Source organism: Streptomyces sp. NBC_01166 (assembly GCF_045039765.1).
Taxonomy (GTDB): domain Bacteria; phylum Actinomycetota; class Actinomycetes; order Streptomycetales; family Streptomycetaceae; genus Streptomyces.
Genome location: NZ_CP108613.1, coordinates 7230189 through 7248720, shown reverse-complemented (window position 1 = coordinate 7248720; position 18532 = coordinate 7230189). Strand labels below are relative to the sequence as shown.

The following is an 18532-nucleotide window of genomic DNA, read 5'->3' as shown; positions in this document are numbered from 1 at the left end:
CCAGATTCTTGCAGAAGTCGTCCATCTCGCCAGTGGCCGGTCCCCCCGGCCGCGTCGACGATCGAACGCATGGATGCAGTCAAGGGCCTCTCGCGCCGCAACCGCCTCGGGCACCGAGCCTGGTGGGTGGCCGCCGCCGCGCTGCTCGCCATCGTCGTGGCCGGCGCCTTCTCGACCCTGCCCGGTCTGCTCACCGGGCCCCTGCACCGGGAGTTCGGCTGGTCCCGGGGCTCGATCGGCCTGGCGGCCTCGGTGAACATGGTGCTCTACGGTCTCACCGCCCCGTTCGCAGCCGCGCTCATGGACCGCTTCGGCATCCGCCGCGTCGTGGTCGCCGCCCTCCTGGTCATCGCTTCGGGGGCCGGACTCACCACCGTCATGACCACGGCCTGGCAGTTCACCCTCTTCTGGGGCATGCTCGTCGGCCTGGGCACCGGCTCCATGGCCACTGCCTTCGGCGCCACCGTCACGCAGCGCTGGTTCGTCAAGAGACGCGGGCTGGTCACGGGTGTGCTCGCCTCCGGCAGCGTCTTCGGGCAGATGGTGTTCCTCCCCGCCCTGTCCTGGACCGTGGACCGCCACGGCTGGCGTCCGTCCCTCGTCACCCTCGTGCTCGCGGCGTGCGCCACCGCGCCGCTGATGTGGCTCGTGCTGCGGGACCACCCGGCCGACGTCGGCCGCGAGCCCTACGGCGCCGGACGTCATGTGCCGAAGCCCCTGCCCGCCGAAGGCGCCGGCCGCAGGGCGGTCACCGTGCTGCGTGACGCGGCGCGCACCGCCCCGTTCCGGCTGATGGCCGGCGCGTACGCGATCTGCGGCGCCTCCACCAACGGCATCATGTGGACGCATTTCACCCCGGCCGCCCATGACCACGGCATGCCCGCCACCACCGCGTCCTCCCTGCTCGCGGCGATCGGGGTCTTCAACGTGATCGGCACCGTCGCGTCCGGCTGGGCCACGGACCGCCACGACCCGCGACGGCTGCTCGCGGTGTTCTTCGCCCTGCGCGGCCTGTTCCTGATGTGCCTGCCCCTGCTGATGAGCGCCACGGTGCAGCCGTCGATGCTGGTCTTCGTCGTCGCCTTCGGCCTGCTCGATCTCGCGACCGTCCCGCCGGTCATCGCGCTGTGCCGTGAGTTCTACGGGGACGCCGGCGCCGTGGTCTTCGGCTGGGTCGGCGCGGCGCACCAGGTGGGCGCCGCCGTGGCCGCGTACGGAGGCGGAGCCGCCCGCGACGCCTTCGGTTCGTACGATCCCGTCTGGGTGACGCTCGGCGCGCTGTGCGCCGGGGCGGCGCTGCTGTCGCTGCTCGTCCGGCGCGTCGTCCCGGCCGATCGGGACGCCGGGCCGCGCCTATCCGCCGTAGACCACCTGTGACTCGCCGAGCGCGTCCGCGAAGTCGCCTGCGAGGCGCGCGGCTTCGGCCGGTGTGAGGGTGGCGGTGGTGACACGCACCCCGGGCGGGGACGCGATGCGGAAGCGGGTGCCCGCCGCGGTCCACCAGCCGCGGGTGCGCAGGCCGTTGACGACGGCGGACTCGTCCCGGACGGGCACCCAGACGTTGAGTCCGCTGACTCCGTGGGAGGCGATGCCGTGCTCCGCCAGCGCTGCCCCGAGAGCGTCGCGGCGGGTGGTGTAGGTGCGGGCCGCTTCCGCCACCAGCCGGGTCACCGCCGGGTCGGTCAGCAGACCCGCGACGGTCGCCTGGAGGATGTGGCTGACCCATCCCGAGGTCAGCAGCATCCGTCCGTCGTGACGCGCGAGGGTGGCGGGGTCGCAGGCGAGGGCGGCCCAGCGCAGATCGATCCCGAGATGCTTGGACACCGTACGCACATGGGCCCAGCGGGGCAGTCCGCCGGCGGCGAGGGTCACCGCGTCCGCGCCGGCGATGTCCGCGTTGTGGTCGTCCTCCACGACCAGCACGTCGGGGAAGTCGCGCAGCACGGCCAGGAGGGCGTCCCGGCGGCCGGGGGTGAAGCGTGCGCCGAGCGGGCTCTGCCCGCGAGGGCTGCACACCAGGGCCCGGGCTCCCGCCCGCAGTGCGGTGCGCAGCGCCTCCGGGCGGATCCCCTCGTCGTCGACGGCCACTGGCAGCATGCGAAGGCCCAAGGCCGGTACCAGGTCGAGGAGATGATGGAAGCCGGGGTCCTCCACGGCCACGGCGTCACCGGGCTTGAGCTCGGTGGACAGCAGCCTGGCGATGCAGTCCAGGGCACCGTGGGCGAACGTCACCGAACCGGTGGGCACGCCGTCCCGGGCGAACCAGGTGCGGGCGGCGTCCTCGAGCACGGCGAAGCGCGGCGAGGCACGGTGCGATCCGGACACGGGCCCCACACGCGGGGGCGGGCTCAGCACCGGGAGGCAGGCGGGGTCGGGGTGCCCGCCGGCCAGGTCGCGCAGACCCGCGGGCACCTTGGGAGGCCGCCGTGAGGTGACGACGGGGGCGGACGCCACCACCGTGCCGCCACGTCCGAGGGTCACCACCACCCCGCGTCCACGCAGCTCCTTGTAGGCCGCCGCGACCGTTCCGGCACTCACACCCAGCTCCTCGGCGAGCCGCCGCACGGGAGGCAGCGAGGCGCCGGGCCGCAGCGTGCCGTCGGACACGCGGCTCTCGACGGACGCCGAAATCTCTCTGGCCGTTCCGCCCGCGATCCCATATTGTTCTGCCACAGAGCACAGTTTGTACCGATACAAAATATGTGTCAAGGGGGAATCCGATGGAACCGACGGTGAACGAGGAACGGACGGTGAAGCGCGTGCCGTTCGCCCGGCGCCTGGCCATCCCGGGCGGCCGGGACGGACGGCGCATGCTGGTGGTCGCCGTCATCGACAAGGTGGGCACCGGCCTGTGGAGCGGAGCGGCCACGCTCTACTTCATCTACGTCGCACATCTGTCGGTGGCTCAGATCGGCCTGCTGATGGGGCTGTCCGGCATCCTCGGCATAGCCGGGCCTCCGCTCGCGGGCCGGCTCGCCGACCGCTTCCCGGTGACCCGCGTCCTGGTCGTCGCCCAACTGGCGCGGGGAGCGGCACTGCTGGCCTTGCTGACGACCAACGACTACGCACTGCTGGTGCTGTTCTCGGCGCTGGGCTCCCTGCCGGACCGCGCGTCGAGCGTCCTCACCAAGCTCTTCGCCGCCCGCGTCGCCGGTCCCCACCGCATCCGCTACCAGGCGATCCAGCGCACCGCCGTGAACATCGGGTGGGCCGTGGGCGCGGCCGGGGCCGCTGCCGCACTCACCGTGGGTACGACCGCCTCCTACCAAGCGCTGCTGCTCGCCAACGTCGCCTCCTACCTGGTCATAGGAGTCCTGACCCTACGGTGCGCGGAACCGCCGGCCCCCGTCCGTGTCGTCGCCGGGCCGAACACTTCAGCGGGCGGGTGCGGCTCCGCGGACGTCCGGCCCGGCCTTCCCGCTTCCCGGACCAGGGCGGCGACACCCTGGCGGGACCGCCGCTACCTCGCGTTCACCGGATCGGAGATCTGGCTGTTCCTGGACGACAGCATCCTCCAGGTCGGATTCCCTCTGTGGATCGTCCACGCCACCGACGCTCCGGTCGGGCTGGCTCCGCTGGTCCTCGTCCTCAACAGCGTGCTGGTGATCGCGCTCCAGGTCCCCCTGTCCCGCTTCGGCGAGACCAGGGCGGCCGCCCGCCGTCTGCTCGTCCCGATCGGCGCCGCCTTCCTCACGGGAGGAGTGGCCCTCGCCGCATCGGCGGGCGGCGGCCCCTGGTTCGCCACCGCCGCTGTCCTCCTCGCGGCCACCGCCTTCACTCTCGCCGAGATCCTGCACTCGCTCTCGTCCTGGGAACTCTCCGTCGCCCTCGCCCCCGGCGAAGCACAAGGCGCCTACCTCGGCGTCCACGGCCTGGCCCAGTCGGCGCAGCGCAGCCTCGGTCCCGTGGTCGTAGGAGCCGCCGTGAGCGCCGGCCCGTTCGCCTGGCCGGTGCTCGGCGCCACGCTCGTGGTGGCATGCCTCGCACAGCACCGGCTGGTCAGGCCGCCCTCGTCCCCACCGGCGGCCGAGAGCGTGGACGGACCGGGGGCCCGCCCCGCCGGGGCCCCCGGCCGGTCTCCCGCCGTCCCTCCGGCCTGACGTGCCGGCCAGGCGAACCGGCGTGCCCGTCACGGTGCTTGGGGCGTAGGTTGGGTGATGAAGGGTTCACGCCTCGGGGAAAGACGGAACGGTGCTCATGACCGACCACGCGACAGTGCCCGGCTCCGCACAGCAGGAGATCGATACCGCGGTGCCGCACTCGGCCCGGATCTGGAACTACTGGCTGGGCGGGAAGGACAACTACCCCGTCGACGAGCAGGCCGGTGACGCGTACAGCGCCGTCTTCCCCGGCATCGTGACCATTGCCCGCAGCAGCCGCGCCTTCCTGGGCCGTAACATCGCCCACCTGGTCACCGAGGCCGGCATCCGTCAGTTCCTGGACATCGGGACGGGGCTGCCGACCGAGGACAACACCCATGAGGTCGCCCAGCGCCTCGCCCCGGAAGCGAGGATCGTCTACGTCGACCACGATCCCCTGGTCCTCGCGCACGCCCGCGCCCTGCTCACCTCGACCCCCGAGGGCGCGACCGCCTACATCGACGCCGACCTGGCCGACCCCGACCGCATCCTGTCGGCCGCCGCCGGGACACTGGACCTGAGCCGTCCCACCGCCCTGATCCTCAGCAACATCCTGGGCCACATCGCCGACTACGAACAGGCGCGCACGATCGTCTCCCGCCTGATGGACGGGCTGCCGTCCGGCAGTTACCTCTCCATCAACGACGGTTCACGGGGTGTCGACGCCGATTACGAGCAGGCCCAGGACGCCTACAACGACACCGGGGCCATCCCGTACTTCCTGCGCCCCGTCGACAGGATCACGGCGTTCTTCGACGGCCTCGAACTCCTGGACCCGGGAGTCGTGTCGGTGCCCTTCTGGCGCCCGGACCCCTCCGCACCCACGCCCCGGCCGATCGGTGAGCACGGAGGTCTCGCCCGCAAGCCGTGACGCGCCCTGCCCGGCCGGGGTGGCACGATGGCGCCGTGAGCCGCGCCGTGGAGGACACCAACCGCCGTATGCTCCGCGCCCGGGACGCGATGGACCGCGCGTATGCGCAGCCGCTGGACGTCCCGGCGCTGGCCCGGATCGCCCATGTGTCCCCGGCCCACTTCGCACGTACCTTCCGGGCCACCTTCGGCGAGACACCGCACCGCTACCTCCAGCGCCGCCGCGTCGAGCGGGCGATGTTCCTGCTGCGGGAGACCGGCCGCAGCGTCACGGACATCGGTTACGAGGTCGGGTTCGGCAGTCCGGGCACCTTCAGCCGCACGTTCAGCGGCATCGTCGGCCGGTCGCCGAGGGTCTACCGCAGGGAGACGGCGGCGGTGGACGTCCCCACCTGCTTCACGAAGGCATGGACGCGGCCGCGCGCCTGACGTCGGCGAGTGGCCCGCACGACCCGCCGACCGAGCAGTTTCGGATAAGTTTTCACCGGCCGGGCCGACTAGCGTGATGTCCATGTTCAACGCCATCACGCACTCACAGATCTACGTCCTCGACCAGGACCAGGCCCTCGACTTCTACGTCGGCAAGCTCGGCCTCGAGGTGAACGCCGACGTCGACATGGGCTTCATGCGCTGGCTCACGGTCAGCGTCCCCGGCCACCCGGACCGCGAGATCCTGCTGGAGAGGCCAGGGCCTCCGGCGATGTCCGAGGAGACGGCCGGGCAGGTCCGCGAACTGGTGACGAAGGGCGCTCTGGGCCTCGCGCTGATCCTCACCACCGACGACTGCCGCAAGACGTACGAGACATTGCTGAGCCGAGGCGTCGAGTTCACCGACGAGCCCACCGAGCGCCCGTACGGAATCGACTGCGGCCTCCGCGACCCGTTCGGCAACAACATCCGCTTCACCCAGCCGAAGGGCTGACGCGAGGAACCGCGCCGGCTCAGCCGGCCGTCGGCACCAGCGGATCCGGCCGGGACAGGGCCTCGGCCAGTGGCAGCGCGTCCCGGGCGGCGACGGCCCGGCGCGCGCGCAGTTCGGCGCGCGTCCGCGGGCGGTAACGGGGCTCCCTGTCGCACCCGCAGGCCGACCTTCCCTCGTAGCGCAGGCCCTCCCCGAGGACGGCGGCCACCACGGACCAGCCGCGGACGTCGCGCCTGGGCGGAGGGGCGAAGTCGTGGCCGGCGCAGGTGAGGGGCCGGGCGCAGTTCGGGCATCGGTGTTCCCGCCCCTGGTACGCGTGCTGCTTGAAGCTGACACGGCACGGGACGCAGGCGTAGTGCACCTTGTAGTAGGTCATGCCGTAGAAGCACATCCGGCCACCGTACTGCGCGTCCGCGGATCCGGCGGGCGGTCAGGACACGTGCAGTACATCGGACTTGGCGGTGCGGGCGGCGTTGTCCTCGGTCTCCGTCGGACGGCCGGTCAAGGAGTACCGTGATCGCACACGAGTCCGACCTGGCCTCCTGGCCGCACGAGGTGACGCACGATGAACGAATACCCGCTGCCCACGCCCCACCCGACGGACGCGCATCCCGCCCGCGTCTACAACGCCTGGCTGGGCGGCAAGGACCACTACCCGGTGGACCAGGAGGCGGCCGAACTCGCCGCGGCGGCCAACCCCACCATCGTGCCTTCGGTCCGGGCCAACCGGGCCTTCCTCGGCCGCGCCGTGCGTCACCTGGCGGCGGCCGGGGTCCGCCAGTTCCTCGACATCGGCACGGGCATTCCCGCCGCGGCGAACACGCACGAGGTGGCCCAGCAGGCCGCTCCGGAATCGCGTGTCGTGTACGTCGACAACGACCCGATCGTCCTCACCCACGCCCGGGCGCTGCTGGTCAGCGGTGCCGAGGGGCAGACGGACTACGTGCAGGCCGACGCGCGGGACGTCGACACGATTCTGGACGCCGCCTCGCGCACCCTGGAGCTGGACCGGCCGGTCGGCCTGATGCTCGTGGCGATCCTGCAGTACATCAAGGACGCCGAGGACCCGTGGGACATCACCCGCCGACTGCTGGACCGCCTCGCCCCGGGCAGCCACCTCGTCCTGTCCCACCCGGCCGCCGACGTCACCGCCCCCGAGGTCGCCGAATCCATGCGGATCTACAACGAGCGGGCCGCCAGCCACGCCTCCGCGACCCCGCGCACGCAGAAGGAAGTGGAACGCTTCTTCGACGGCCTGGAGATCCTGGAACCGGGTGTGGTCACCCTGACCCGCTGGCGTCCCGAGCCGTCCGACACTCCGGACGACAGCCTGCCCATGTGGTGCGGGGTCGCCCGCAAGGCCTGACGCCCGCTCCGCCGGCCCGCCGGCCCCGCTCTTCGCGGGCGACGGCCTGGTGTACGTCACGGGCCCGAAGTGGCTCATGGCCTTCACCTCGACAGGTAAGGCGACATCCTGAGCTGCCTCGTGGCAGCGACTCATCACCGAGGTCAAGCGCATGTCCGACGAAGGATTGGTGCACGTGCCCGAACACTTCACGTCCGTCTCGCAGGAGCCGGCGGCAGACCCGAGCGGCGACGCCGCGTATCTGAGGCTCATCGCGCTGCTCGACGAGAGCGGTGCGCGGTACCGCGTCATCGACCACGCCCCGGAAGGGCGCACCGAGGAGGTGAGCCGGTACCGCGGGCACCCGGTGGCGCAGGGGGCCAAGTGCCTGGTCGTCATGGTCAAGACGGGCAAGCGCACCAAGCGGTACTTCCTCGCGGTCGTCCCCGGCGACGCACGGGTCGACCTGCCGGGCCTGAAGGCCCTGGCGGAGGGCAGCTACGTGTCGTTCGCCTCGCCGGACCGGGCCGAGGCGCTGTCCGGGAGCGTCAGCGGCACCATTCTGCCGTTCAGCTTCCACCCGGATCTCGAACTCGTCGTGGATCCGGGGGTCCTGGAGCATGAGGAGATCTTCTTCAACGCCGCGCGGCTCGACCGTTCCCTGGCCCTGGACACGCGGGACTACCGGGACCATCTCCGTCGCGTGGAGGCGCGGATCCATCCGATCGTCGCGAAGCAGCCGGAGGCGACCGGCCCATAGGGGGCATGTCCTCACTTGCCGCCCATAAGCCGCGAGGCCGGTTACGTTGGCCGCATGTGCCACTACTGCGGCTGCCGTGAGATTCCGCTGATCAAGGAGTTCATCGCGGAGCACGAGTCCGTCACCGACACCGCGGGGGACGCGGTGCGCGCCCTCGACCAGGGCGACCCGGCACTCGCCGGGGAGCTGGTGGCCCGGATGGGGCGGGAGCTCCTCGCCCACTGGCAGGGCGAGGAGGACGGGCTCTTCGCGGTCATGGGCGGCGACCCCGAGTACGCCGGATACATCGACGCCCTGGTGCGGGAGCACCGCGAGCTCGCCGCGTTCCTCGGCCGGGTCGATCTGGGCCGCGCCGAGGACGTCGTACAGCTGCGGGAGGCCGTCGACGAGCTGCACCGCCACATCACCAAGGAGGAGGACGGCCTCTTTCCTGCCTCCCTCACCGCGCTCTCCGGGGACGAGTGGGACCGCTCGATGGCCGCGTGGCGGGCAGCGCATCCGGACGCCCCCGGAGACCTGGGCCGCGCGTGACCGGCGCCGGCCGGTCGCGGAGGCGGCGGTCCTCGCCCGGTCACGTCAGGCGTAGAAGTCGCGCTGCCACCGGTGCTCGGCGAGGATCGCGAGCTGATCCTCCGTCAGGGTGCGGCCGTCGCTCAGCGCGGTGTTCCGCTCGACGTTGCGTACGGAGCGCATGCCCGGGATCACGGTGGAGACCGCCGGTGAACTCAGCACGAACCGGAGCGCGTTCTCGGCGATCTCGTCGGGGGCGATGGAGAGGTCGCTGACGATCGCGGCCACCCGCCGCTCCACCTGGGCGGGGCGGTCGCCCCGGAAGTAGCGGTTGCGCCAGTCGCCCTCGGGGAAGGTCGTGCCGGCGGTGATCCGCCCGGTGAGCCCGCCCTCGTCCAGCGCCACCCGCACGATGACGCCGACGCCGTGTTCCTCGCAGGCCGGCAGGAGCGCGTCTGCGGGCGCCTGGTCGAACACGTTGTAGATGACCTGGACGCTGTCGACGGCGCCGCTGCGGACGAGCGCGAGGGCGGTGTCGGGCTGGTGGTCGTTGACGGAGACGCCGAAGAGCCGGATCTTGCCCTCCCGCTTCAGGTCGTCGACGGTCTCCAGCCAGTCGCCGCGGCCCATCCACTCGTCGTTCCAGACGTGGAACTGCAGGACGTCGAAGTGGTCCAGGCCGGAGGCGCGGAGGCTGGTCTCCAGGCTCGTACGGATGTGTTCGCCGGGGAACGCCTCGGCAGGGTCCACCCCGTCGGGCGCCGGCCACACCCTGTTCTTCGGCGGTACCTTGGTCGCGACCAGCACCTCGTCGCCTGTGCGTTCGCGGACGACCCGGCCGACGATGCGCTCGCTCTCGCCGTAGCCCCGCGCCGTATCGATGAAGTTCACTCCGAGATCCACGGCCCGGTTCAGGGCGCGTACGGACTCGTCCTCGGTGGCCCCGACCCAGCTGGACTCGCCGATGCCCCAGGCGCCGTAGCCGATCTCCGACACCGGCAGTCCGCTACGCCCCAGCTTGCGATAACGCACAGTCATCCTCCACGTCGTGACAGGGCTTCCCGGTGGGAAACACGTCGACGATAGGCGAGTCGGGCAGTCCGGTCAGCTGGATTATCCGGTGGCCGCCGTCCAGCCGGTGGCGGGGCCCGGCAGCAGATAGGTCCGGTGGGGGCCGGGGCCACGGCCGGCCGGCAGGGGGACGACCCGCGTGCCACCGGCGCCCGGGGGAGGTTCGCCGCCCTCGGGCACCAGGACGGCTGTGGGTACGCGCCGCGCGAGGTCGTGGAGGGTTTCGGGGGTGATGCTCGCGTCGTGCCCGTACGTCTGGCGCGAGGCGCAGCCGGCGTAGTAGGCGATCGGCACGGCGTGATCCCCGCTGACCACGCAGGGCGGGCGCATGCCCAGCCGGTTCAACGCCCCGGCCACGGCGGCGAATTCCGCGGTCGTGGCGTGGCTGGTGCGGACGACATGACTGAGCACGGAGAGCTGGACGGTGAGATGGGCGGCAAGGGCCAGCGTCAGCGCGGCGGCTCCCGCGGGGCGGCGTGAGCGCCGTGTCCGGGCGTAGAGGTGTGTCACGTGTTCCGCCACGGGCACGGCCAGCAACGCGTAGGCGGGGAGCAGGAATCGGGGCGCGGCGTATTCGACCAGGAACAGATACGGAACAGCCGACGAGACACCGGTCGCCGTCGCCAGGAGTGCCGTGGCGCCTCGGCCCGCACGCCGGGCCGCCGCGATCCCGCCGGCCACGAGCAGGGGCAGTGCCACCCACCACACGGCCGTGGCCGGGTTCTCCCAGCCGATGTCGCAGGGGCGGCACAGGGTCCGGCCGGCGAGCGAACGCAGGTGGTCGTCGACCGCGAAGTTCCACCCGAGCCCGCCCTGGATCTCACCGGCCCGGTGCAGTCGGGCGCGGAGGCCGCCGTAGCGGGCGTAGGCCTCGGCGGCCCAGGGCGCGCAGCCTGCCACGAGTCCGCCGACGAGTGCGGCGCACATGCGTGGCAGGCGTCGGCCGGGTACCACGGTGACGGCGAGGGCCAGCGGCAGCGCGAGCCAGAAGCCGTCGGCCGGCCGCATCAGTGCGACCAGCGCCACGGCCACCCCCGCGCCTGCCGTCTCCGGCGGCCCGGCACCATCGCGCAGAGCCCTCACGACCCATCCGGTCGCGGCCAGTGCTCCCAGGGCGCACCACAGGTTGGGCATGGCCGCGGGGCCGTAGAACAGAGTCGGCCACAGGCCCCCGAACAGTGCGCCCGTGCCTACGAGCACGGGCGTGGGCAGCACCTTCCGCCAGACCCACAGGGCGAGGACCAGGGCGGCGGCGGACAGCAGGGCGAGATAGATCCGGAGCGCGGTGGTGGAGGGGGTGAGCGTGGCGACCGGAGCGACCAGATAGGAGATCCCCCGGGCGCGGGGCGCACTGAAGTAGGCGGGAGGGGCGTTGCCGCCGACCTGGCTGACGTAGACCGTCTCGTCCCACGCCAGTCCTGAACCCGGTACGACGAAGGCGAGTTGGACTGCGGCGAAGACCAAGGCGACCGCCGTCAGCCACGGCAGTGGGCCGGGCGCCCGCAGGATCGGCCGGGCGGCCGGCGCCTTCTGCGACGGGCTCAGCGGCGGGCATTCGTGCATGACCGCTCCTCTCCTCACCGGGGCCGCAGGGCGGAGGTGCGCGGCCTTGGTCAACGAGAGAGGTACGCCGGGAGTCACGCGTGGGCGGTGCGCCATGAACGACGGTCGGCGCGTCGCGCCATGACCGGCGGGGGAACCGGTATCCCCCAGACCCCCTGGGGGATAGCCCCCATATAAGTCGGGGCCTGGCTGCATCGCTGGGGGGACGTGCCGTCCCTAGGTTGTGAGGTGGAATCGGAGCACCGTCCCCGCACCCCTCCCGGAGGAACCCCGTGACAGCCCTGGCGCACCTGCCGACGAAGCGCACCGCTCATCCGCTGGTCACGGCGTTCGTGCGCTTCGTCGTCTGCGGGGGCGGTGTCGGACTGGCCGCCGGCGGTGCGCTGATGCTGCTGGGCGAGCGGATTCCGCTGGTCCTCGCCAACGCCGTGATCACCGTCGTCTCCACGGTGATAGCGACGGAGCTGCACAGCCGGATCTCCTTCCGGAGCGACCGCAGGGGGTGGCGGGTCCACCTGCAGTCCGGGCTGACGGTGTTGGTGAGTTACGCGTTCACCACCGGCGCGCTGCTCGTGCTGCACGCCGTGCAGTCCGCTCCTTCCGCGCTCGCCGAGCAGACCGTCTATCTGTCGGCGTCCGCGGCGGCCGGGGTCGGGCGGTTCGCGCTGCTGCGGACGGTCGTCTTCATCCCGGCTCCCGCGCCGTCGGACTCCCCCGCCCTGACCAGGCCGGCGGTCGTGATCGCGGCCTGATATCCCGGGCTCCCGTGGATCCCCTAGGCCGCGGCATGGAGGTAGAGCGCCCACAGCAGGGCGCCGAGGGACGCGGTGTGCAGGACGGCGCGGACGGTGTTCCATGTGACCCAGCGGCCCTCGAACGCGGCGCGCGCTTCCCTGAGCCGGTCGGGGGCCGAGTCGAACGGCACCTTGTCGAGTGTGTCGTTGAGCGGGACGTTCTGCGTTCCGGTGACGAGGAACGCCGCCCCGTAGAGCACCAGCGCGGCGATGATCCACGACAGGGCTCCCCCGCTGTGCCCCTTCGCGGCGAGGACCGACGCCAGCACCAGCAGGGGCAGAGGCAGCAGGAAGGGAGTGAGGAACCAGCCGTTGATGATGGCCCGGTTGATGTGCTGCATGCTCCGGACGAACGCCCGGTCGTCGCCACGGGACAGGCCCGGCATGACGGCGTAGGAGAAGGCGCAGAACAGCCCTGCCGTCAGGGCAGCTCCCACGGCCGAGGCGAGAAGTGCCACGGTCTGCAGTGTTCTCATGCGTGCTCCGAATCCGGCGCTGCGGCCCACTCGACGAACTGGACGACGACCCCGTTGGGATCGGTGATCTGGAACAGGCGCTCGCCCCACGGTTCTTCGCGCAGCGGCATCGTGATCTCGACGCCTTCCGCGCGCAGCCGCTTCTCCTCGTCCTCCAGACCGGTGAGGGTGAAGGCGAGGATCAGTCCGGAGGCGTGCTGGTCGCGCTGGGCGGCGGGCAGGACGTCGATGCCGCGGCGCAGGAGAACGATATCGACCGCGGCGTCCTCGCGGGCGAGGGAAGCGAAGTCCTCGGTGGCGACGGTCTCGCTGTACCCGAGGTGGGTGGTGAAGAAGGCCTTGGACGCGGCGACGTCGTCGACGGTGAGCGAGACGGTGGACGTGGCGATATGCATGCGGGCTCCTGTGCCGAAGTGGTCCGGGTGGGCGATGAAATGACAGAACGTCAGGCATGGGACCAGCGAGGGGCGTTGCCGCCCTTCGGGCCCGCTCCCCGCGTTTGACGCGAGAGCATTTTTACCATGAACGTAACTTTAGCCACGGCTAACATGGTCCGTCAACATAAAAATGCTACGAGCGTAGGTTTCACCTGCACACAGAGCCGTCACACATATGCCATACGATGCGCACACCTGTTCACAGCTCTTCCGCTTGAGGATGCCCACGTCATGTTTTTCGGTGTCACGTCCCGTTCCGCGCGCGGCATATCCGCCGCCGTCGCCCTTCTCGCGATCGGCGCGGTGGGCTGCGGCGATGCCATCGACAGCGCCAAGGCCGGCGCCAAGAAGGCGATTCGTCAGCGGTCGGTCTTCTCCCTCGCTCAGGGCGACTGCTACAACCCGAACAGCGGGGCGACCGCGAGCCAGGAATTCAGCGTCGAGATCGTCCCGTGCGGGGAGGCCCACAAGGGTCAGGTCGTCGGCGAGTTCACGATCAAGGGAGAGTCGGCATACCCCGGTGACGACGGGGCGACGAAGATCGCCGACAAGCAGTGCCCGGTGGAGTCGCAGAAGTTCATCTCCGACACCTGGGCGGTCCCGGCGGGCGTCGGCCTCTTCTACTACTACCCCACCAGCGAGACCTGGAAGACCGGCGACCGGGCGGTGAGCTGCACCTACGCCAAGGAGTCGGGCACCTTCACCGGATCGCTCGAGAACAAGTCCCTGAACGCCGACCAACTGGCATACCTGAGGGGCTCCAACGCCGTCTACGAGGCGCTCTGGAACAACCAGCCCGAGGCGGACCAGATCGAGGACGACCTTGCCGGTTACAAGGAGCAGGCCGAGGCCGTTTCCGCGGCACTGAACGCCCACGTGACAGGCCTGAAGAGCCTGCAGCAGCCGGAGACCACCAAGCTCCGCGCGCGACTGACGGAGACCGCGGACGCATGGGAGGAGGCGGCCTCGGCCGGGAGCATCGACGACTTCTACATCGCCTACGACCTCGCCTTCACCGGCATCGACCCGAGCGGGACGGTCGCCGCCCGCAAGGAGTTGAAGCTCGCCACCACCGTCCCGGCCGACGACGCCGAGGTCTGGGCGAACTGACCTCTCCGTCCGCACGCGCCGCCCCGCCCGGCCCCCTGCCGGCGGGGCGGCGTCAGCCGGGTCTCACACCGGTCGGCACAGAAAGATACGACGAGTATAAACTTCACTCATGAGCATCCAGGCGAGCACCGAGACCGTCGGACTCCGTGAGTCGAAGAAGCGCGAGACGCGGCAGTCGATCTCCGACCACGCGACCAGGCTCTTCGTCGAGCAGGGCTTCGAGCGGACGACGATCGCCGAGATCGCCACCGCTGCCAGGGTCGCGAAGAAGACGGTGACCAACTACTTCGCGCGCAAGGAGGATCTGGCGCTGGACCACCAGGACGAGTTCGCTGCGAGCCTGGCGCGTACGGTCGCCGGCCGCGCCGCCGGTGAATCGGCGCTCGCCGCGCTCCGTCGCGGCTTCCTGGCCTCCGCCGCGGCGCAGGACCCGGTGGCGGGCTTCGCCGGGCCCCGGTTCTCCCGGATGATCGCCGACAGCCCGACGCTCTCGACGTGCCTGCGCGGCCTGCACGACCGGCGTGAGGACGCCCTGGCGGAGGTGCTCGCCGAGGCGACCGGCACCTCCGCCGACGACATCACCCCGTGCACGGCGGCCGCCCTGCTCGGCGGGGTGCACCGCGTCCTGTTCCGGCGCATCCAGGAACTGACACTGGCGGGCAGGGCCAACGCCGAGATCGCCGCGATCATCGGGGAAGAGGCCGCCGCCGCCTTCGATCTGCTGGAACCGTCCCTCGCGGGCTACGCGACCGCCCCACAACCCGAGGCCGCAGGTACGGGGGCCGACTCGTGACCCCCGAGCCGTCCCCCTTCCAGCTCCTGCCCGGCGCCACCGGGTCTCCGGTGCTGCTGCATGTCCCGCACTCCTCCCGGATCGTCCCCGAGCGCGTGCGCGATGGCATCGTGCTCGACGACGAGGCCCTCGACGCCGAACTCGACCACATCACGGACTCCCATACGGCCGACCTGGCAGCCAGGGCCTCCGCGGCCTGCGCGGCGGCCCCCTGGCGCTTCGTCAACGGTCTGTCGCGGCTGGTCGTCGACCCGGAGCGGTTCCCCGACGACCGGGAGGAGATGCTGGCGGCCGGCATGGGCGCGGTCTACACCCGCACCACGCACCGGGAGCGGCTCCGCCCGTCCGGTGCGGATCCGGCGCCGCTGCTCGACCGCTATTTCCACCCGTACGCCCGGGCGATGACCACCGCCGTCGACGAACGGCTGGCCGCCACGGGGCGTGCCGTCGTCATCGACGTCCACTCCTACCCGGCCATCGCGCTCCCCTACGAGCTGCACGGCACCGGCCCGCGGCCTCCGGTCTGTCTGGGCACCGACGGTTTCCACACTCCGCCCGGGCTTCTGGCCCGGGCGGAGGCGGCGTTCGCGGGATTCGGCGGCACGGGGCTGAACAGCCCGTTCCCCGGTACGTACGTGCCGCTGAAGCACTACGGGAGGGACCGGCGGGTCGGCGCGCTGATGATCGAGATCCGGCGCGACCTGTACATGAGCGAGCCGGGCGGCCCCGCCGGCCCCGGGCTCGACGCGCTCGCCACGGCGCTGGCCGCGCTGGTCGACGGGCTCACGGACGCATGACGGCGGCGGCTACCTGGGCCGGGCGTAGGGCCGGGTCATGATCTCCATGTTGTGGCCGTCCGGGTCCTTGAAGTAGGCCCCGCGGCCGCCGAAGAGCTGGTTGACACGGCCGGGTTCCTTGTGATGGGGGTCGGCGTAGTAGGTGACGTCGAGCGCCTCGAGCCGGGAGACCATGGTGTCGAACTGCGCGTCGGGGACGAGGAAGGCGTAGTGCTGCGACTGCACCGGCTCGCCCCGCAGTTCGTAGTAGTCGAGCGTCACGCCGTTGCCCAGGTCGACGGGGAGGAACGGCCCGAACGGGCGGCCGACCTCAAGGCCCAGGACGGTGGCGAGGAACTCGGCCGACAGGTTGCGGTCTCTGGCGAACACGGCGTGGTGGTCCAATTGGACGACGTCGACGCCCTGTTCGCTTCCGTGCGGGTCCTGCTGCTGTGTGTGGGGCATGTCTGCTGCTTCTCCGTGTCGTGGATTCCGCTGGGAAGGGGGCGCCACGCAGGGCGCCGGGCGGGAGAACACGACAGGGTGGCGGGGCTCGCGCCCGCCACGCGCTCATGCAGGAGCCGGGCTTCTCTCTCGTACATGGCCCAAGGCCGACCCGGCAGTCACAGGCCCGACTGTAAGGGTTCGGGAATCCGGCCGCAACGGAGTTGGGGGGACGCACGACGAGCCCGCTCACAGTACCGGCCGTCCCGGCCAACTGAGCTGCTAGCGTGCCATGTTGATCCGAAGGGACTAAGCGACACATGACAGCGACAGCGTTTCGCATCGGTGGGGATCTAGAGGTACGGCGGCTCGGATTCGGAGCCATGCGCCTGCCGACCGAGCCGGGGACGGCCCGTCCGGCCGCTCTCGCGGTCGCCCGCCGCGCCGTCGAGCTGGGTATCACCCTGGTCGACACCGCGCACATGTACGGCGGCGGGGCCAACGAGGAACTTCTCGCGGAAGCCCTGCACCCCTACCCCGAGGACCTCCTGATCACCACGAAGGTCGGTCTCACGCGGCCGGATCCGTCGGCCGACTGGAAGCTCGACGGGAGGCCGGCCGTCCTGCGCGACCAGGTGGAACAGGGGCTGCGCCGCCTGCGTGTCGAGCGGATCGAGCTCCTTCAGCTGCACCGCATCGACCCGGAGACCCCGCTCGCCGACCAGCTCGGCACCCTCCGGGACCTCCGGGACGAGGGAAAGATCGGCCGGATCGGCCTCTCCGAGGTCACCGCCGAAGAACTCGCGGAGGCGCGGGAGACCGTCGAGATCGCCAGCGTGCAGAACCGCTACAACCTGCTCGACCGGGAGCACGAGCCCGTCCTCACCGCCTGCGAGGAGGCGGGGATCGCGTTCCTGCCGTGGCGCCCGGTGGTCTGGGGCGACTCAGGGGCGAACGCCGAGATCCTCGCCGTGGCGGCCGAGCTGGACGCCACCCCCACACAGGTCGCCCTGGCCTGGCTGCTCGCGCACTCGCCGGTCGTCCTCCCGATCCCGGGCACGGCCCGGATCGACCACCTGGAGGAGAACGCCGCGGCGGGGAGGGTCCGTCTGACCCCCGCCCACCTCGAGATCCTCGACCGGTTGGCCGCACCGCAGTAGGGGCCCGGCCGGGACCGGTGTCAGAAGAAGACGCCGCACCTCAGCAGCACGTTGGCGTACGGCCGGGCCTCCCCTGTCCGCACCACCAGTCGGGCGGACGCGGTGAGTGCCTTCAGCTGTTCGTGGGACACGTGTGTGAGGTCCGGGAGGCGGGCGGCCAGGAGGCGGGCGGCTTCGGGGTTCGCCTCCCGTATCTCCTCGGCCGCCGTCGCGCCCTCCACGGCCAGTTCGTCCAGCAGGCCGTCCAGGACCTCGGCGAAGGACGGGACGCCCGCCCGGAAGGCGAGGTCGACCACGCGGGGCCCCGGGGGGATGGGCATGCCCACGTCGCAGATCAGCACGCCGTCGCCATGCCCGAGTTCGGCCAGCGCTCCCGCCAGATGGCGGTTCAGGATGCCTGACTTCTTCACAGCGCCGCGACCTCTTCCGCTGTCGGGAAGGACGCCTGCGCGCCCTCCTTGGTGACGGCTGCCGCGCCGACCCGTACGGCGAACGCGGCGGCCTCGGTGAGTTCCTCGCCGATGCCGAGCCGCCAGGCCAGGGCCGCGGTGAACGCGTCGCCCGCGCCCGTCGTGTCCACGGCGTCGACCCGGGGGCTCGGTACGCGTACGGGGTCGCCCCCACGGGTGTCGGAGACCAGCGCGCCTTCGGCACCCAGCGTGATCACCACCGATCGTGGGCCGAGGGCGGTCAGTCCGCGCGCCCAGGCCTCCGGGGTGCTGCCCGCGCCCTCCCCCAGGATGTAGCGCGCCTCGTGCTCGTTGACCACCAGCGGGTCACAGGCGGCCAGCACCTCGTCGGGAAGCGGCGCGGGCGGGGATGGGTTGAGGACCAGCCGCGCGCCCGGGCCGAGGGCACGGGCCGTCTCCGCGACGGTGTCCAACGGGATCTCCAGCTGTACGGAGACCACGCGGGCCGACGCGAGGAGCGGTCCCGCGGCCCTGATGTCCTCGGGGGTCAGCCTGGCGTTGGCGCCCGGGGAGACGACGATGCTGTTGTCGCCCGAGGGGTCGACGGTGATGAGGGCAACGCCGGTGGGCGCCCCTCCGACGAGGACTCCGTCGGTGTCGACACCCGCCTCCTGCTGCGAGGCGCGCAGCAGCCGCCCGTGGGCGTCGTCGCCGACCCGGGCCAGCAGCGCCGTACGGGCGCCGAGTCGGGCGGCGGCGACCGCCTGGTTGGCGCCCTTGCCGCCGGGGTGGACGACGAGGTCGGAGCCGAGCACCGTCTCCCCGGGCCCGGGGCGGCGGTCGACGCCGACGACCAGGTCGGCGTTGGCCGACCCGACGACCAGGAGGTCGTGCCCGGCGGGTGCGGAGGCTGCGGAGGCATCGGTCGCGTGCATCAGGGCAGTGCCTTTCG

At 71.7% G+C, this 18532-nt stretch carries 22 protein-coding genes; 13 read left to right on the top strand and 9 right to left on the bottom strand.

What is annotated here, in order from left to right:
• Positions 1–69 precede the first annotated feature (69 nt).
• The gene (locus tag OG379_RS32800; RefSeq protein WP_405666744.1) at positions 70–1377 is read left to right on the top strand and encodes an MFS transporter; all 1308 of its coding nucleotides are present in this window, start codon (positions 70–72) and stop codon (positions 1375–1377) included.
• Here the strand turns inward: OG379_RS32800 and OG379_RS32795 are convergent.
• Complete coding sequence (locus tag OG379_RS32795) at positions 1354–2673, bottom strand: aminotransferase class I/II-fold pyridoxal phosphate-dependent enzyme (protein ID WP_405666743.1); 1320 nt, start codon at positions 2671–2673, stop codon at positions 1354–1356. The genes OG379_RS32800 and OG379_RS32795 overlap by 24 nt on opposite strands.
• Before the next feature lie 47 nt (positions 2674–2720).
• Here OG379_RS32795 and OG379_RS32790 point away from each other — a divergent pair, with 47 nt between their 5' ends.
• From OG379_RS32790 to OG379_RS32775, 4 genes are all read left to right on the top strand, one after another.
• Positions 2721–4100: an MFS transporter gene (locus tag OG379_RS32790; RefSeq protein ID WP_405666742.1), complete on the top strand. Its 1380-nt coding sequence runs from the start codon at positions 2721–2723 to the stop codon at positions 4098–4100.
• Between the two features lie 97 nt (positions 4101–4197).
• Positions 4198–5010: an SAM-dependent methyltransferase gene (locus OG379_RS32785; protein WP_405666741.1), complete on the top strand. Its 813-nt coding sequence runs from the start codon at positions 4198–4200 to the stop codon at positions 5008–5010.
• Positions 5011–5045: 35 nt separating this feature from the next.
• The gene (locus tag OG379_RS32780) at positions 5046–5438 is read left to right on the top strand and encodes a helix-turn-helix domain-containing protein (protein ID WP_393760552.1); all 393 of its coding nucleotides are present in this window, start codon (positions 5046–5048) and stop codon (positions 5436–5438) included.
• Positions 5439–5520: 82 nt separating this feature from the next.
• Entirely contained in the window at positions 5521–5931 is a 411-nt protein-coding gene (locus tag OG379_RS32775) for a VOC family protein (RefSeq protein WP_405666740.1), read from the top strand.
• A 19-nt stretch (positions 5932–5950) separates the two neighbouring features.
• Here the strand turns inward: OG379_RS32775 and OG379_RS32770 are convergent, their stop codons facing one another.
• Positions 5951–6322, bottom strand: a complete 372-nt coding sequence (locus OG379_RS32770; protein WP_393760556.1) for a hypothetical protein — start codon at positions 6320–6322, stop codon at positions 5951–5953.
• 174 nt (positions 6323–6496) lie between these two features.
• Between OG379_RS32770 and OG379_RS32765 the strand changes: the two genes are divergently transcribed.
• The 3 genes from OG379_RS32765 (at position 6497) to OG379_RS32755 (ending at position 8567) form a co-directional block, all read left to right on the top strand.
• Positions 6497–7297: an SAM-dependent methyltransferase gene (locus OG379_RS32765; RefSeq protein WP_405666739.1), complete on the top strand. Its 801-nt coding sequence runs from the start codon at positions 6497–6499 to the stop codon at positions 7295–7297.
• 151 nt (positions 7298–7448) lie between these two features.
• The gene (locus tag OG379_RS32760) at positions 7449–8036 is read left to right on the top strand and encodes a YbaK/EbsC family protein (protein ID WP_405666738.1); all 588 of its coding nucleotides are present in this window, start codon (positions 7449–7451) and stop codon (positions 8034–8036) included.
• A 54-nt stretch (positions 8037–8090) separates the two neighbouring features.
• On the top strand, positions 8091–8567 hold the full coding sequence (locus OG379_RS32755; protein WP_405666737.1) for a hemerythrin domain-containing protein: 477 nt from the start codon (positions 8091–8093) through the stop codon (positions 8565–8567).
• 45 nt (positions 8568–8612) lie between these two features.
• Here the strand turns inward: OG379_RS32755 and OG379_RS32750 are convergent, their stop codons facing one another.
• Both OG379_RS32750 and OG379_RS32745 read right to left on the bottom strand, forming a co-directional pair.
• Positions 8613–9578, bottom strand: a complete 966-nt coding sequence (locus OG379_RS32750; RefSeq protein ID WP_405668727.1) for an aldo/keto reductase — start codon at positions 9576–9578, stop codon at positions 8613–8615.
• Between the two features lie 81 nt (positions 9579–9659).
• Entirely contained in the window at positions 9660–11180 is a 1521-nt protein-coding gene (locus tag OG379_RS32745; protein WP_405666736.1) for a hypothetical protein, read from the bottom strand.
• Between the two features lie 272 nt (positions 11181–11452).
• Here OG379_RS32745 and OG379_RS32740 point away from each other — a divergent pair, with 272 nt between their 5' ends.
• Entirely contained in the window at positions 11453–11932 is a 480-nt protein-coding gene (locus OG379_RS32740; protein ID WP_405666735.1) for a GtrA family protein, read from the top strand.
• 23 nt (positions 11933–11955) lie between these two features.
• Here OG379_RS32740 and OG379_RS32735 read toward each other — a convergent pair whose 3' ends face one another.
• Complete coding sequence (locus OG379_RS32735) at positions 11956–12450, bottom strand: DUF1772 domain-containing protein (protein WP_405666734.1); 495 nt, start codon at positions 12448–12450, stop codon at positions 11956–11958.
• Positions 12447–12845 carry a VOC family protein gene (locus OG379_RS32730; RefSeq protein ID WP_405666733.1) on the bottom strand — a complete coding sequence of 133 codons (399 nt, stop codon included), beginning with the start codon at positions 12843–12845 and terminating at the stop codon, positions 12447–12449. Before OG379_RS32730 ends, OG379_RS32735 begins: the two co-directional genes overlap by 4 nt.
• Positions 12846–13118: 273 nt before the next feature.
• On the opposite strand from OG379_RS32730, the gene OG379_RS32725 reads away from it, so the two are divergent.
• The 3 genes from OG379_RS32725 to OG379_RS32715 all read left to right on the top strand — a co-directional run bounded on the left by OG379_RS32725 (position 13119) and on the right by OG379_RS32715 (position 15587).
• Positions 13119–13997 (top strand): septum formation family protein, encoded by an 879-nt coding sequence (locus OG379_RS32725; protein WP_405666732.1) that lies wholly within the window; start codon positions 13119–13121, stop codon positions 13995–13997.
• 109 nt (positions 13998–14106) lie between these two features.
• A complete protein-coding gene (locus tag OG379_RS32720) occupies positions 14107–14790 on the top strand; it encodes a TetR/AcrR family transcriptional regulator (RefSeq protein ID WP_405666731.1) in 684 nt (227 codons plus the stop codon).
• On the top strand, positions 14787–15587 hold the full coding sequence (locus tag OG379_RS32715) for an N-formylglutamate amidohydrolase (RefSeq protein ID WP_405666730.1): 801 nt from the start codon (positions 14787–14789) through the stop codon (positions 15585–15587). The genes OG379_RS32720 and OG379_RS32715 overlap by 4 nt, the downstream gene beginning before the upstream one ends.
• Before the next feature lie 9 nt (positions 15588–15596).
• On the opposite strand, the gene OG379_RS32710 is transcribed toward OG379_RS32715, so the two are convergent.
• Positions 15597–16031, bottom strand: a complete 435-nt coding sequence (locus OG379_RS32710) for a VOC family protein (RefSeq protein ID WP_405666728.1) — start codon at positions 16029–16031, stop codon at positions 15597–15599.
• A 299-nt stretch (positions 16032–16330) separates the two neighbouring features.
• Between OG379_RS32710 and OG379_RS32705 the strand changes: the two genes are divergently transcribed.
• A complete protein-coding gene (locus tag OG379_RS32705; RefSeq protein WP_405666727.1) occupies positions 16331–17170 on the top strand; it encodes an aldo/keto reductase in 840 nt (279 codons plus the stop codon).
• Between the two features lie 20 nt (positions 17171–17190).
• Here the strand turns inward: OG379_RS32705 and rbsD are convergent, their stop codons facing one another.
• Positions 17191–17580: a D-ribose pyranase gene (gene rbsD / locus OG379_RS32700; RefSeq protein ID WP_405666725.1), complete on the bottom strand. Its 390-nt coding sequence runs from the start codon at positions 17578–17580 to the stop codon at positions 17191–17193.
• Complete coding sequence (locus OG379_RS32695; RefSeq protein ID WP_405666723.1) at positions 17577–18515, bottom strand: ribokinase; 939 nt, start codon at positions 18513–18515, stop codon at positions 17577–17579. Before OG379_RS32695 ends, rbsD begins: the two co-directional genes overlap by 4 nt.
• Positions 18516–18532: the final 17 nt, after the last annotated feature.